Origin of the sequence: Hyalangium minutum, from assembly GCF_000737315.1 — a bacterium.
Classification (GTDB): Bacteria; Myxococcota; Myxococcia; order Myxococcales; family Myxococcaceae; genus Hyalangium; species Hyalangium minutum.
Genome location: NZ_JMCB01000006.1, coordinates 236,258 through 249,822, shown reverse-complemented (window position 1 = coordinate 249,822; position 13,565 = coordinate 236,258). Strand labels below are relative to the sequence as shown.

Annotated in this window: 11 protein-coding genes; 3 read left to right on the top strand and 8 right to left on the bottom strand. The window is 68.0% G+C overall.

Annotated elements, in window-relative coordinates; all coding sequences use genetic code 11:
- Positions 1 to 308: 308 nt before the first annotated feature.
- The 4 genes from DB31_RS16460 to DB31_RS16440 all read right to left on the bottom strand — a co-directional run bounded on the left by DB31_RS16460 (position 309) and on the right by DB31_RS16440 (position 5,623).
- Complete coding sequence (locus DB31_RS16460; RefSeq protein WP_044188583.1) at positions 309 to 1,268, bottom strand: hypothetical protein; 960 nt, start codon at positions 1,266 to 1,268, stop codon at positions 309 to 311.
- A gap of 437 nt (positions 1,269 to 1,705) precedes the next feature.
- The gene (locus tag DB31_RS16450; protein WP_044188579.1) at positions 1,706 to 3,766 is read right to left on the bottom strand and encodes a S9 family peptidase; all 2,061 of its coding nucleotides are present in this window, start codon (positions 3,764 to 3,766) and stop codon (positions 1,706 to 1,708) included.
- Between the two features lie 184 nt (positions 3,767 to 3,950).
- Positions 3,951 to 4,424, bottom strand: coding sequence for a hypothetical protein (locus DB31_RS16445; protein ID WP_044188576.1), 474 nt, complete (start codon positions 4,422 to 4,424; stop codon positions 3,951 to 3,953).
- On the bottom strand, positions 4,421 to 5,623 hold the full coding sequence (locus tag DB31_RS16440; RefSeq protein WP_052420007.1) for a peptidase C39 family protein: 1,203 nt from the start codon (positions 5,621 to 5,623) through the stop codon (positions 4,421 to 4,423). The genes DB31_RS16445 and DB31_RS16440 overlap by 4 nt, the downstream gene beginning before the upstream one ends.
- 93 nt (positions 5,624 to 5,716) lie before the next feature.
- Between DB31_RS16440 and DB31_RS16435 the strand changes: the two genes are divergently transcribed.
- Both DB31_RS16435 and DB31_RS16430 read left to right on the top strand, forming a co-directional pair.
- Positions 5,717 to 6,496, top strand: coding sequence for a HipA family kinase (locus DB31_RS16435; RefSeq protein WP_044188573.1), 780 nt, complete (start codon positions 5,717 to 5,719; stop codon positions 6,494 to 6,496).
- Positions 6,474 to 6,887, top strand: coding sequence for a DUF3037 domain-containing protein (locus DB31_RS16430; protein ID WP_044188571.1), 414 nt, complete (start codon positions 6,474 to 6,476; stop codon positions 6,885 to 6,887). The genes DB31_RS16435 and DB31_RS16430 overlap by 23 nt, the downstream gene beginning before the upstream one ends.
- Before the next feature lie 8 nt (positions 6,888 to 6,895).
- On the opposite strand, the gene DB31_RS16425 is transcribed toward DB31_RS16430, so the two are convergent.
- The 3 genes from DB31_RS16425 to DB31_RS16415 all read right to left on the bottom strand — a co-directional run bounded on the left by DB31_RS16425 (position 6,896) and on the right by DB31_RS16415 (position 10,322).
- Positions 6,896 to 7,306, bottom strand: coding sequence for a hypothetical protein (locus DB31_RS16425; RefSeq protein ID WP_052420006.1), 411 nt, complete (start codon positions 7,304 to 7,306; stop codon positions 6,896 to 6,898).
- Positions 7,307 to 7,351: 45 nt separating this feature from the next.
- Positions 7,352 to 8,401, bottom strand: coding sequence for a fatty acid desaturase (locus tag DB31_RS16420; RefSeq protein WP_044188568.1), 1,050 nt, complete (start codon positions 8,399 to 8,401; stop codon positions 7,352 to 7,354).
- A gap of 106 nt (positions 8,402 to 8,507) precedes the next feature.
- The gene (locus DB31_RS16415) at positions 8,508 to 10,322 is read right to left on the bottom strand and encodes an acyl-CoA dehydrogenase (protein WP_044188566.1); all 1,815 of its coding nucleotides are present in this window, start codon (positions 10,320 to 10,322) and stop codon (positions 8,508 to 8,510) included.
- A gap of 176 nt (positions 10,323 to 10,498) precedes the next feature.
- On the opposite strand from DB31_RS16415, the gene DB31_RS16410 reads away from it, so the two are divergent.
- Positions 10,499 to 11,113 carry a carbonic anhydrase gene (locus DB31_RS16410; protein ID WP_044188563.1) on the top strand — a complete coding sequence of 205 codons (615 nt, stop codon included), beginning with the start codon at positions 10,499 to 10,501 and terminating at the stop codon, positions 11,111 to 11,113.
- A gap of 254 nt (positions 11,114 to 11,367) precedes the next feature.
- Here the strand turns inward: DB31_RS16410 and glgX are convergent, their stop codons facing one another.
- Positions 11,368 to 13,506, bottom strand: a complete 2,139-nt coding sequence (glgX, locus tag DB31_RS16405; protein ID WP_044188559.1) for a glycogen debranching protein GlgX — start codon at positions 13,504 to 13,506, stop codon at positions 11,368 to 11,370.
- Positions 13,507 to 13,565 lie beyond the last annotated feature (59 nt).

Here is a 13,565-nt window from a genome sequence, read left to right as displayed (position 1 = left end):
AGCTGCAGGTGACCTCCTCCTCGCTGGTTCTGCCCATGAGGTCGAGAATGATCTCAGGAGGCCGAGAACGGCCAAACAGGATGTTGACCGTGTCAATACCGTGAGTGTCTTGGAACCGCTTGCGCAGCATCTGGCGCGAGTACTGCAGAGTCCGGCGCCCGCGCATGAAGTGCATCGTGTCCGGGCGAAGCGCTTCGTCCAGCGATTCAATAACGTCCAGAAGGGGCTCGAGCCCCGCAAAGCCGCGCGACAGCGGATCAATGGGCGAGATGAGTTCAAGGACGAAATCGTCAGATTGGGTCCACTCTTCAGGGGACATGGAGGTGGAGTTCAACCTTTTGGCTGCGCGCTCCTCTCAAGAGGGCGTTCTTGATGGAGAGCGAGAGATCCTTCCCGTCATAAACGAGGTGCACTCGGGTCACGACCACTTTCTTTCCGAAGAGAGGATGGCCACGCCTGCGCACTTCGACGGTTCCCCCGTCTTTCGTCTGTGCTTCAAAGGCATCAATCTGTGCTTGCTTGAAGGCGTCGCCTTCGCTCATGGCGGCGAAGTCGCGCTGCTTCATGCTGAAGGTTTGAACATTCGGCCGAGTGCCCGAGCCTAGTGAGGCGTCGTCCACGACCAGAGCATCCGCGTAGGTGACAAGGTCGCTGCCTTCATGCTTCAGGCCCGTGTTCTCTGCGGCCAGCGGCTGCTTCATGTCGGGCACCCACTCCCGAGGGCTGCCAGGTTCGCGAGCCTGCTGAAGCATGCGCGACGCGCTGCGCTGAAACTCCAGCGAGCGTTGGAACCTTCCGAGTAGGGACGAATAGGCGTCCCACGTCAGAGGAGGCTTCACCGCAACTTGCCCCTGTGACAGAGGTCGGGTGCCCGCGAGCTCCTCGTAGCGCCGCTCCCAGTAGGCCACGTAGCTGGTCCACCGGGGATGGTCGGCTTCCACTCCCGAGGGTGGCTGGGCGCCCGAAGGCCGGTAGCGTGTCAATGCTTCCAGGCGGGCGGGGTATCGAGGGCCCACCTCCAGCGCCTCGGCCTCGACCATCCGGGCTTCCAGCGCTGGCAGCTCCTCCTCCGCCAGACGTGTCTCCACCCCAGCCAGCGCCAGTCTCCCCGCCTCCACGGTGCCTGCCGAGGCTTCTGCCGTGCCCGCCGCCACCCCAGCCGTACCCGTAGCGCCCGTTTTGAGCACCGTGCCCACCAGCAGCACGTCGAGCGCCGCGGAGATGACGGTGTTGCGCACGTGCTTGAGCTTGGCCTCGCGCGCAAACAAAGCTGTCCGCCATCACCTGCCGCAGGCGCATGCCTCCCGCGCCGCGCGAAGGCATGAACGCGTCCAGCTGGTGCCAGGCCACCACGCAGGCTGGCAGGGAGTTACAGGTGAATCCCAGCGAACGGTCCGCCAGCTCCGCTCCGGTGCGCTGGAGGACGGCCTCCAGCTGGCGGAAGAGGGCCTGGGCGCGACGGTCTCCCGCCTGTGCGTCGGCATACACACGCTCGAGGTGTTCGGCGCGGTGCACGAGCAGCACAGCGGAGCGATCGCCCACGAGCTTCCCGTGGACGTCGCAGTACAGCGCGTAATCGAAGGGCGGAGGAACGTCCCGCTGCAGCTCTTCGAGGCCCACCGCCTCCGGCTCGTCACAACTGCCGCCCACCAGCGCGGTGGACAGCAGCATCAGCAATGCCAGAGAAAGCAGGCGTGACACGGGACTAAGGCGAGCCCTTGACTGAGGGAGCCGCGGCGCCCGGCTTGGTCCACTGGTCCAGCCAGCTGAACACCGTCTCGTGCCACAGCACGCTGTTGGCCGGCTTCACCACCCAGTGGTTCTCGTCCGGGAAGTAGAGGAATTTGGACGGGATGCCGCGCCGCTGGAGCGCGTTGAACGTCCCCAGCGCCTGCGTCTCCACCACCCGGAAGTCCTTGCCGCCCTCCACCACCAGCATCGGCGTCTTCCACTTGCCCACGTGCGCCACCGGGTTGTGCTTCTCGTACGCCTCCGGGTTCTCCCACGGCGTGCCCTTGTGCTCCCACTCGGGGAACCACAGCTCCTCCGTGTCGAAGTACGCCATGCGCTCGTCGAGAATGCCGTCGTGGTTCACCAGGCACTTGAAGCGGTCCGGCCAGTTCCCGGCGATCCAGTTGATCATGTACCCGCCATAGCTGGCCCCCAGCGCGCACACCCGCTCCGGGTGCAGGAAGCTGTAGCGAGAGATCGCCGCCGCCAGCCCCTTCTGCAGGTCCTCCAGCGGCTTGCCGCCCCAGTCATCCCGGATCGAATCCGTGAACGCCTGCCCGTAGCCCGTCGACCCGTGGAAGTCGATGCTCACCACCGCGTAGCCGCGCGCCGCGAACGCCTGCGGGTTCCAGCGGTAGTGGAAGTGGTCGCTGAAGCTCCCCTGCGGCCCACCATGGATGAGGAGCGCCACCGGGTACTTCTTCTTCGCATCGAAGTCGACCGGCTTCACCACGTAGCCGTACACCTGCTCCCCGTTCCACCCGGCGAAGGTGAAGGGCTCGTAGTCGCCGAAGCGGATGGAGGCCAGCGCCTCCTGGTTCACCCGTGTGAGCTGGCGCGCATCCGAGCCGTCCGCGTTGCTGGAGAACAGGTCCGCAGGTGTCTTCAGCGTGTCGAAGCCGTAGACGATGCGGCCCCCCGCCTGCTGCACATCCGAGGCGTGGCCCTGCTGCGTCAGCTGGCGCACCTGTCCGCTCGCGACATCGATGGCGAACGCGGGGTGCTGGCCATTGCTGTACGCGGAGGTGAACAGCGTCTGGCCGTCCGTGCTCCACGAGAGCCCGTCCGCCGAGCGGTCCCACTTCTCCGTGAGCACGCGCTCCTTGCCCTCGGGCCACGAGCGCACGATGACGCGCAGGCGGTCCGCCTCGTAACCCGGGCGCTCCATGGCGAGGTACGCCAGCGTCTTCCCATCGGGGCTAAACACCGGCGAGGTGTCCGTGGCGCGGTTGCTCACCGTGAGCTTGCGCGGCTGGCCCTGCCCATCCGCCGAGGCGAGGAACAGATCCAGATCCGTGCTCCACGACTCTTGACGGCCCACGTCCCGGGCGGTGAAGACCACGCCCTTGCCGTCCGGCGTGAAGGTGAACTCCTCCGCGCCGCCGAAGGGCTTGCTCGGAGCATCCGCGTCCATGCCCTTCGTCACGTCTACGGGGGTGCCGCCGGCCACGGGAACCACGAACAGGTGCGAGCGGGTCCCGTCCTTCCATGCGTCCCAATGCCGGACGAACAGCTTGTCGTAGACGCGGCCCGAGCTCTTGTTCTTGGCCTTCGCCTCGGCGCGCTGCGGAGTGCACTCCAGGGTGGCGCAGTCGGGGAACACCTCCAGCGCCACGGCGAGCTTGGAGCCATCGCGCGACAGGGCGAACGCATTCACGTCCAGCGGGAGCTTCGTCACCTGCTGGGGCTCGCCACCGTCGATGGGCAGGCGCCACACCTGCGAGGAACCACCGCGCGAGGACAGGAAGAAGAGGCTGCGGCCATCCGGTGCCCACACCGGCTGGGTGTCGCTGTCCGGGTGCGAGGTGAGCTGGCGGGCTCCGGAGCCGTCCGCGTTCGCGAGCCACAGGTCCGTGCGGCCGCGGTTGGCTTCCATGTCCGTGGTGCGCAGCACGAAGGTGATGCGCTGGCCATCCGGCGAGACGCGCGGCTCGCTGAGCCGGCGCATCGTCACCTGGTCCTGGACGGTATAGGGGCGGGGAGAGGCAGCGGGGGCGGCGGTGAGCGCCAGCGCCGCCAAGAGCGACAGGGGCAAGGCTTCCTCCGAGTCGAAGTGACAGGGGTGTCCCTCGCGCCACGGCAGCACGGCGCGAGGGCGGGCACGGTGCCTGCTTCACTCGCGGCTGTCCAGCACGAGCGGAAGCATGGCGCTCTGCGCCGTGAGGACCGGGCGTACCCGCAGTGTGCCTGTCTTTCAGTAAGAGCGGGGCTCCGAACCCTCAGCTCGCGAGCCGCCCGCCGAAGTGCCGCCGCAGCTGCGCGTGGCGGTGGCGGAACACGCTGCTGTACAGCCCTCGGAGCCCGGGCAGGGGCAGGCGCGGCTCGAAGCGGATGCGATCGGTGAGCAGCGTGCCCTCGGGGTGGGGCTCAAGTGTTCGCTCGTGCTCCCACACCTTCGCGGAGATCATCCGCGAGCGCTCCAGGAAGCCCTTGCCCGGCTCGAACCGCACGAAGGTGAGGTCGTCGTAGTCCAGCGGCAGCACCCCGAAGAGCAGCAGCCACGACCGGAAGAGCCGCTGGCCCAGCGCGAGCTGCCCGGGCTCGAGGTGATCGACGCCCTGGGGCCCGGTCATCCGGAACCAGGGCGCCATCTCCGCGTTCACGCCCGACAAGGTGCTCACGCGAGCCCACACCTTCTCGGGAGGCGCTGCCAGGATCGAGGCGAACGAGAAGGTGTGGGACGCACCGCTCACAGGGCGGGCACCGTCCAGCCCTGGGGATAGATGAGATACGCGGTGCCCGCCGAAGCGTTCTGCCACAGCGGCTCTAGCTGCGAGCGCAGGTACGTCCGGCGCACGGCGGTGTTGCTGGCGCCCGCCGGATCATTCACCACGGGGTTGCCCGCCGCATCGAAGCCCACGAGCACGATGAGGTGACCCGCCGTGGAGGAGATGGGCGCGCCCGTCAGCTCACCGCTGCGCCAGGCAACGCTGAGGATGGCGGGGACGCCCGCGGAGATCCACGGCTCCAGCTGCGAGAAGCTCGTGAAGCGAGACACATGCGCCTGGAGCCCCTGGGCCGCCGCATACGCCGTGTTGAACGGCCAGTTGCCGTGCCCGTCGTAGTACCAGTCATGGACGCCGCTCACGGCCGCGCGCACGTGCGGCTCGCAGGTGGTCGTGGACTCGCCGACCCAGTATCGCAGCACCATGGCCGTGGACGTGGGGCTGCACCAGACCTCGCCGCCGTCCGGGTACACCATCTGCGAGCACTGTGGCACCGCGAGCACCGTGTTCCAGCGCGTGGAGCTGCCCGGAGGGAACGAGGAGGGCCGGTCTGGCGCCAGAGACACCGTCACAGCGCTGGCATCCAGGCTCGGCGTCGCCACACCATCGGCGCTGAAGAGCCGCACCTTCACCTGCCACGCCGTGGCCGAGGCCTTCTTCGCCGTGACGACAAGTGTGTCCGTGGCCACGTACGCCACGCTGTCCGACTGCGAGGTGGCCGAGTGCCGCTGCACCGCCGAGCCATCCGCCGCCCACACGCCCAGGCTGTACCACTTCGTCCAGGTGCCAGACACCTGCACGCGGATGAAGCTCTCCACCCAGGTGCCCGGAGGCGTGCGCGCCTCCCACGAGGCAATGGCCTGCCGGAAGCCGAAGGACGGCGTGACGATGGGGCTGGTCACCTCGCCCTGCACGAACGAGCCGCCGTTGTAGTACGTGCCGCCCGCGAAGCCGCCGGGCCCATACGGATCCGTCCCCGCCCACGACTGGCCCGGCAGCAACTGCAGCGAGCCATCCGCCGCACGGCTCGCGCCGCTGAGCTGCCACGCGGTGAAGTCGCCGCGGCTCGCCGCCCAGCGCTTCGAGGCGCTCTGGCCCGCCAGGGCCGCGGGGGTGAACGCGAGGGTGACGAGCAACGCCAGTACCGCCGTCCTGGGCATCCGCATGGGCGCCTCCGATTATTCAGGTTCAGCGCGTCTTACTTGTTTCCAGTTTCAGGACTCAAGGTGCACGCGCGGTGCCGTGATAAGTGCGGGACCATGAGGACGGTGACGGCGACCAGGTACGTGACGCCGCTGCGCGAGGGGGGCTCGATGCCCGCCATCGTCGAAGCGGAGGACTCCGGGCTGTACGTGCTGAAGTTCCGAGGCGCGGGGCAGGGGCTCAAGGTGCTCATCGCCGAGCTGGTGGCGGGCGAACTGGCCCGTGCCATGGGCCTGCGCGTCCCGGAGCTTGTGTTCATGCACCTGGACCCCGTGCTGGGCCGCGCCGAGCCGGACGGAGAGATCCGTGACCTCATCAAGGCCAGCGGAGGGCTGAACCTGGCGATGGACTACCTGCCGGGCTCCATCACGTTCGACCCGGTCGCCGGCCCGCCGCCCTCCGCTCAGGAGGCCTCGGAGATCGTCTGCTTCGATGCCTACGTGACGAACGTGGACCGGACCCCGAAGAACCCCAACATGCTGCACTGGCACAAGGCGCTCTGGCTCATCGACCACGGCGCGTCCATGTACTTCCACCACTCGTGGGACGGGTACCTGGAGCGCGCGGGGACGGCCTTCGCTCCCATCAAGGACCATGTGCTGCTGCGCTGGGCCACGGCGCTGCGCGCGACGGAGGCCACGCTGCGCACCCGGCTGACGCCCGAGGTGCTGGAGCGCACGGTGGCGCTCATCCCCGACGCGTGGCTGGGCAACGAGGAGGCCTTCTCCACCCCGCAGGCCCACCGCGAGGCGTACCTGGCGTGGCTGCGCGGGCGGCTCGAGGCGGCCCCGAAGTTCATCGAGGAGGCGGAGCGTGCCCGCGCCCAGCTCTTTTGATTACGCCATCATCCGCGTCGTGCCGCGCGTGGAGCGCGGCGAGTTCATCAACGCGGGCGTCATCCTCTACTGCCTCACCCACCGCTTCCTCGGAGCCCAGGTGGAGCTGGACGAGCGGCGCCTTCTCGCGCTCGCGCCCGAGGTGGATGTGGAAGGCGTGAGAGCCCACCTGGAGGCCATTCCCCGCATCTGCGCGGGAGGCCGGACCGCGGGGCCCATTGGGCAGCTGCCTCAGAAGGAGCGGTGGCACTGGCTCATCGCGCCGCGCAGCACCGTGATTCAGACGTCCCCGTTCCACTCGGGGCTGTGCGAGGACCCAGCGAAGGCCCTTGAGCACTTGATGGACCGCATGGTCCGGCTCCCGGTCTCCCAAGAGCCGAACCGGGGCTGAGTCCGGAGCTACAGCGCGGCCTCGAGCGCCAGGCGCATCTTGTCCGCGTAGGAGGTCACGCTCCCGTTCGAGCGCTCATAGGAAGGATCCGCGTCGAGCTTGAGCGTGTCGCCCTCGATCTTGACCTCCAGCGAGCACCAGCTCCGGGTGCTGGTGATGGAGACCTTCTTGATCTTCTCCTTGAGGGCGTCCTTGCCCAGGTCGTCCTGGCAGATCGACTTCAGCGCGATCTCCAAGGGCTCGAAGAAGTTGTAGTCGAACATGGTGGGGTACTCGGCCGAGTAGCCCTCCTTGGCCAGCTGATCCCACGCGATCTCGTAGGTGGGCTCAAAGCCAGTGATGGCGTTCAGCTTCTGCTGCCACGTCGGCCACTTGTCCTTCTGGTAAGCCGCCACTGCGCGCTTCTCTGCAAGACCCATCGAGTTCCTCTCCAGTGGTGTTGAGGCGCGAGACTATCGCAGCACTCAGGCGGCCGAGTCGACGGCGGAAGGCGGCTTCTGCAGCGACTCCACCGAGTCCGGCACGCGGCCCACGCCGCCCGTGAGCACCTTGCGCTTCTGCGGACCGGGGCGGGTGATGCGGCTGTAGAGGCTCAGCGACGGATCAAAGATGAACTTCACCAGCAGCCCCGTCCACGAGCGGTGCCACACCAGCGTGTCGTAGTGCTCGGGCGCCAGCGCGCGCACCTGCGGCAGCTTGTTCCACGGCACCGCGGAGAAGTCATGGTGCTCGTTGTGGTAGCCCACGTTCAGCGCGGTGAGGTTCCACGGCCCATAGTAGGAGTACGTCTCCTGCGGGTGGGCCACGATGAAGTGCTCCTGGATGAGCCGGCCGCCCAGCGGGTGCAGGCCGATGGAGAAGAAGATGCTCAGGACGATGTAGAGGAACGCCCAGGGCCCCATCAGGAACAACACGGCCGCGTCCACCGCGAACACCGCCAGCGCGTTCACCACCGTCCACGGCTCCCAGAAGCTGACCAGCTTGGAGAAGCGCGGCATGCGCAGCGCCTGCATCAGCGGGAAGAAGGTGACCCACAGCGCCTTCATGAGGGTGCTGTTGCCCACCAGCTTCGCCTCGGCGTGCGAGGGCAGGTCCGCGTCCAGGTCGAACTCGCCCTGGTGCCGGTGGTGCACCAGGTGGAAGCGCGTGAACGTCACCGCCGAGGGGATGACGTGCACCAGATCCGCCCCGATGGCCGCCAGCAGGTTGCCCATGCGGCCCTTGAAGATGAGGCTGTGCGTGGCCTCGTGGATGATGACGTAGCAGGTGTTGTTGACGATGGCGCCCAGCGTGTACGCCGCCAGGACGATGACCCACCACGGCTGGTCCTTCACCATCCACGCCGTGCCGAACTGCATCACCAGGATGATGGGCACGAACAGCGCGGTGGCCGGGGTGCGCCCGAACAGCTTGCGCACCTCCGGGTGGGCTCTGAGGATGGCGGCCGTGCGAGCCGGGTGCGGCTCGGCGTTCTGCACGACCTCGTAGTCTGTTGGGGCTGTCCTCGACGACATCGATCCTCCCGATCAGGCGTTCCGGGCAGGAGGCTCTACCGTCGTACTGACGGGCAAGTCAATGTTCACTGAGGGACGTGCCCGCCGCCAACCCCGCGGAATTCCTCTAGAAGGCCTCGTCGGGCACTTCCATCAGGTCCAGGCTGCCCTGCTCCACCATACGCGCATGGTGCGCGATGTTCGGCAGCACCTCCTTGCAGAACCAGCGCGCCGAGGCGAGCTTGCCCGCGTAGAAGGCCTTGTCGCCCGGGTTCACCTTGGTGCGCTCCAGCGCCACCGCCGCGTGGCGCACCAGCAGCCAGCCGATCACCACTTCCGCCACCGAGGCCAGCACCCGGTTGCCCTGCAGGCCCACGTGGTAGAGCGACTCGCCCAGCTTGCCCATGAGCGCGCCGAGCATCGTCTCCAGCGCGCCCAGCGCCTCGCCCAGCGCCTTGCGCTCCGTCTCCAGCTCCTTGCCACCCAGGTCCGACTCGGCCGTCTGCCGGATCTGCCCCAGCAGCCCCTGGAAGGTGGCCCCGCCGTCGCGCGCCAGCTTGCGCATGATGAGGTCCAGCGCCTGGATGTGCGTGGTGCCCTCGTAGAGCGTGTCGATCTTCTGGTCGCGGATGTACTGCTCCACCGGGTAGTCCGCCAGGTACCCCGAGCCGCCGAAGCACTGCAGCGACACCGCCAGCAGCTCGTACGCCTTCTCCGAGCAGTAGCCCTTCACCAGCGGCAGCAGCAAGTCGTTGAGCGCGTCCAGCTCCGCGGCCTCCAGCGCGCGGTGGCCGCCCTTGATCTCCACCTGGTCCTGGATGGAGGCGGTGAAGAGGGCCAGGGCGCGCATGCCCTCGGCGTGGGCCTTCTGCGCCATCAGCATGCGGCGCACGTCCGGGTGGCGGATGATGGCCACGCGCGGGGCCGTCTTGTCGCGCGCGGCGAGCAGGTCCGAGCCCTGCTTGCGGTCCTGGGTGAACTCCAGCGCGTTCAGGTACGCGGTGGACAGCGTGGCCATGGACTTCATGCCCACCGCCATGCGCGCCTGCTCGATGATGTGGAACATCTGCCGGATGCCCTCGTGCACCTCGCCGAGCAGCAGGCCGCGCGCCGGCTTGCCGTCCCCGAACGTCAGCTCGCAGGTGACGGAGCCCTTGAGGCCCATCTTCTTCTCGAGCTTGGTGCACACCACCCCGTTGCGCTCGCCCAGCTTGCCGTCCTCCTCCACCCAGAACTTCGGGACGATGAACAGCGACAGGCCCTTGGTGCCCGGCCCCGCGCCCTCGGGCCGCGCCAACACCATGTGGATGATATTCTCGGAGGCGTCATGCTCCGCGCTGGTGATGAAGCGCTTGACGCCTTCAATCTCCCACACGTCCCCGCCCACGTGCCGCGCCTTGGCGCGCGCGGCGCCCACGTCGCTGCCGGCGTCCGGCTCGGTGAGCACCATGGTGCCAATCCACCGCTGCTCGGTGATGGCGGGCAGGAAGCGCTTCTTCTGGGCCTCGGTGCCCAGCCGGTCGATGACGCGCGAGACGAGCGTGCCCAGCGTGTAGAAGGCCACCGGCGCGCTGGCGCCCACCAGCAGCTCGAAGGCGCCCCAGGCCAGCGACGGCGGCGCGCCCAGGCCTCCCATGTGAGGAGGCAGCTCCAGCTGGTTCATCCCCGCGTCGTAGTAGGCGGAGATGGCCTTCTTGAGCAGCGGCGGCAGCTTCACCTCGCCGTTCTCCAGCACGGGCGGCGCGTGCTCGGACTCGGCGAAGCTGGGGGCGACCTCGTTCACGCACACCTGCGCGAATGTCTCCAGCGTCTGCCGCGCCGCCGTCTCGTCGATGTCGCCGAAGGGACCCTTGCCCAGCGAGGTGCGGCCGATGTCGAGGAACTCAAAGAGGTTGAAGTACAGGTCGCGCAGGTTGGGCTTGTAGTGGTTCGGGGACGACATGCGGCGGGCTCCTGCGCCGGTCCGCGCTGCCACGGCCGGCGGCTGAGGGATGAAGGGGGCGCAGGCTACCCCGAGCCCGTGGGGACAGCGAGGCCCGTGTCCCGTCCCGGGGGCGACACAAACGGGGGCGCGGTTCTCCTCGCGGCAGGGCGGGGCCCTGGGGTAGAGGAGTCGGCATGGTGGATCCCCAGGAGGCGCTGCAGCGGCTGAAGGACGGCAACCGGAGGTTCGTCAACCACCTCCGCAGCACCGAGGCCATGATGAGCCAGCTCCGGCGGGACGAGCTGGTGCAAGGCCAGAAGCCCTTCGCCATCGTGCTCGGGTGCTCGGACTCGCGGGTGCCCGCGGAGATCGTCTTTGATCAGGGGCTTGGAGACCTGTTCGTCATCCGCGTGGCGGGCAACATCGTCGCGCCCTCGCAGGTGGGCAGCGTCGAGTTCGCCGCCGAGGCCTTCGGCACCCGGCTCGTGGTGGTGATGGGCCACACGTTCTGTGGCGCCATCGATACGACGCTCGAAGTCATCGAGAAGCCGGACGTGCCGCGCTCGCCCAACCTGCTCTCCATCGTGAGCCGGGTGCGGCCCGCCATCGAGGCGCTGGTGCACACGGAGCTGGCCAAGGACCGGCCGCGGCTGATCCACGAGGCGGTGCGCGCCAACGTCCGCGCCTCGGTGAGCCACCTCAAGCACGGCTCGGCGCTGCTGGAGCGCCTGGTGCTGGAGCAGGGCCTGCGCGTGGTGGGCGCCGAGTACAGCCTGGAGAGCGGCGAAGTGGACTTCTTCGACGTCTGAGCCCTCGAAGCGGAGCAGGGCTAAGGGCCCGCCAAAATTGGATAATTCGTCTTTTGCTAAATTCGCGGTTTACAAGAATACTCGTGAATTGATAGAAAGCTCTTGTCTCGCTGTTCCCCCGGAGCGAAGGCGCTTGATCCGCGGCCAGCGAGCACTCGTTAGCTTCAGGGCGGGGCCCCCACCCTGGCAGTCGCCTGAAGCGCCAAGCGGGCCGGCTCTTACCCCCTGGGAGCCGGCCCGTGGTCTTTGTGGGGTCAGGCCTTGTCGTCGCGCGGGGCCTCGCGGAACACCGCGAGCGAGCGGCCCGTGAGCTCGAAGGGGCCGGGCTTCACCGGCTCCGTGCTCACCGAGTCATCCCCCGTGTAGAACTCGAGCACCCACCGCTTGCCCTCGGGGGATTGCGGCACCGTGAAGCGCACCGGCTCGTGGTGGGCGTTGAGGAGCACCAGCAGCCCGGAGCCGATGATGCGCTGGCCTCGCTCGTCCGGAGTCGGGATGGCATCGCCACCCAGCAGGAACGCCAGCGAGCGCACGAAGGGCTTCTCCCAGTCCGCCGCGCCCATCTCCGTGCCGTCCGGCCGGTACCAGGAGAGGTCCTTGAAGTGCGAATCCCAGATGTGCTCGCCCTGGAAGAAGCGGCGCCGCTGCAGCACGGGCTGGCGGTGGCGGAACTGGATGATGCGCGAGGTGAACTCCAGCAGCGCCTTGCGGCGCGCGTCCAGGTTCCAGTCCACCCAGGAGAGCTCGTTGTCCTGGCAGTAGGCGTTGTTGTTGCCGCCCTGGGTGCGGCCCATCTCGTCGCCCGCCACCAGCATGGGCACGCCCTGCGACAGAAAGAGCGAGGCCAGCAGGTTGCGCTTCTGCCGCTCGCGCAGGGCGACGACGTCCGGGTTGTCCGTCTCGCCCTCCACGCCGCAGTTCCAGGCCTGGTTGTCGTCCGCGCCGTCGCGGTTGTGCTCGCCGTTGGCCTCGTTGTGCTTATGGCTGTAGGTGACGAGGTCGTGCAGGGTGAAGCCGTCGTGGGCGGTGACGAAGTTGATGGTGGCCTGGGGCCGGCGCCGCGCCTCCTGGAACATGTCCGAGGAGCCCGCCAGCCGGTAGCCCACCTCGCCCGCGAGGTTCTCGTCGCCCTTCCAGTAGCGGCGCACGGCGTCGCGGTACTTGCCGTTCCATTCGCGCCACGGCGCCGGGAAGTGGCCCACCTGGTAGCCGCCCATGCCCACGTCCCACGGCTCGGCGATGAGCTTCACCTTACTGAGCACCGGGTCCTGGTTGATGATCTGGAACAGCGGCGCGTTGGGGCTGAACTCGCCCTTGCCCGCGCGGCCCAGCGTGGTGGCCAGGTCGAAGCGGAACCCGTCCACGTGCATCTCGGTGACCCAGTAGCGCAGCGAGTCCGCGATGAGGCGCGCGGCCTGGGGCAGCGAGGCGTTCAAGCTGTTCCCGCACCCGGTGAAGTCCAGGTAGTAGCGCGGGTCCGGCATGAGCCAGTAGTACGCCGCGTTGTCGATGCCCTTGAGTGAGATGCTCGGGCCCAGGTGGTTGCCCTCGCACGTGTGGTTGTAGACGACGTCCAGAATCACTTCGATGCCGGCCGCGTGCAGGGCCTTCACCATGGACTTGAACTCGGCCACCTGCGAGCCCGGGGTGCGGCGGCTGGCGAAGTACTGATCGGGGGCGAAGTAGTTGAGTGTGCTGTAGCCCCAGTAGTTGGACAGGCCCTTTTCGTTGAGGAACGAGTCGTCCGCCGCCTCGTGCACCGGGAGCAACTCCACGGCGGTGATGCCCAGCTTCTGCATGTGCTCGATGACGGCCGGGTGGGCCAGGCCCGCGTAGGTGCCGCGCTGGTGCTCGGGCACGGCGGGGTGGAGCTTGGTGAGGCCACGCACGTGGGCCTCGTAGATGACCGTCTTGCGCCAGGGGACATCCGGGCGCCGGTCATTGCCCCAGTCGAAGAAGTCGCTGACCACCACGCCCTTGGGAATGCCGGCGGCGCTGTCCTGCTCGTCGCGCGCCAGGTCCTGGTCCTTGTTGCCGAGCGTGTAGCCGAACACCGGCTGCTTCCAGTCCACCTCGCCGAAGAGCGCCTTGGCGTAGGGATCCACCAGCAGCTTATGCGGGTTGCAGCGTTGGCCGCGCGCGGGATCATACGGGCCGTGCACGCGCAGACCGTACAAGGTGCCCGGCTCCAGGCCGTGCACGTAGCCGTGCCAGACGAACTCCGTCACCTCGGGCAGATCAAACCGGGCGATCTCCTTGGAGGGGTTGTTCGAATCAAACAGGCAGATCTCTACCCGGGTCGCGACCTGGGAGTAGACCGCGAAGTTCACTCCGGTGCCGTCGTACGTCGCCCCACGGGGGTAAGGCTTCCCTGGCCACACTTCGATTCCCATCGCCCTGCCGTCCCTCTCTTTGTTGCGTGCCAGTCCAAGGTGGAGGCATGTCGGGGGGG

Excerpts from the sequence above, each read along its gene's own strand:
- DB31_RS16435 (WP_044188573.1), top strand. The coding sequence starts at position 5,717 with ATGAGGACGGTGACGGCGACCAGGTACGTGACGCCGCTGCGCGAGGGG.
- DB31_RS16425 (WP_052420006.1), bottom strand. The coding sequence starts at position 7,306 with ATGGGTCTTGCAGAGAAGCGCGCAGTGGCGGCTTACCAGAAGGACAAG.
- DB31_RS16420 (WP_044188568.1), bottom strand. The coding sequence starts at position 8,401 with ATGTCGTCGAGGACAGCCCCAACAGACTACGAGGTCGTGCAGAACGCC.
- glgX (WP_044188559.1), bottom strand. The coding sequence starts at position 13,506 with ATGGGAATCGAAGTGTGGCCAGGGAAGCCTTACCCCCGTGGGGCGACG.
- DB31_RS16440 (WP_052420007.1), bottom strand. The coding sequence starts at position 5,623 with ATGCGGATGCCCAGGACGGCGGTACTGGCGTTGCTCGTCACCCTCGCG.
- DB31_RS16410 (WP_044188563.1), top strand. The coding sequence starts at position 10,499 with ATGGTGGATCCCCAGGAGGCGCTGCAGCGGCTGAAGGACGGCAACCGG.
- DB31_RS16415 (WP_044188566.1), bottom strand. The coding sequence starts at position 10,322 with ATGTCGTCCCCGAACCACTACAAGCCCAACCTGCGCGACCTGTACTTC.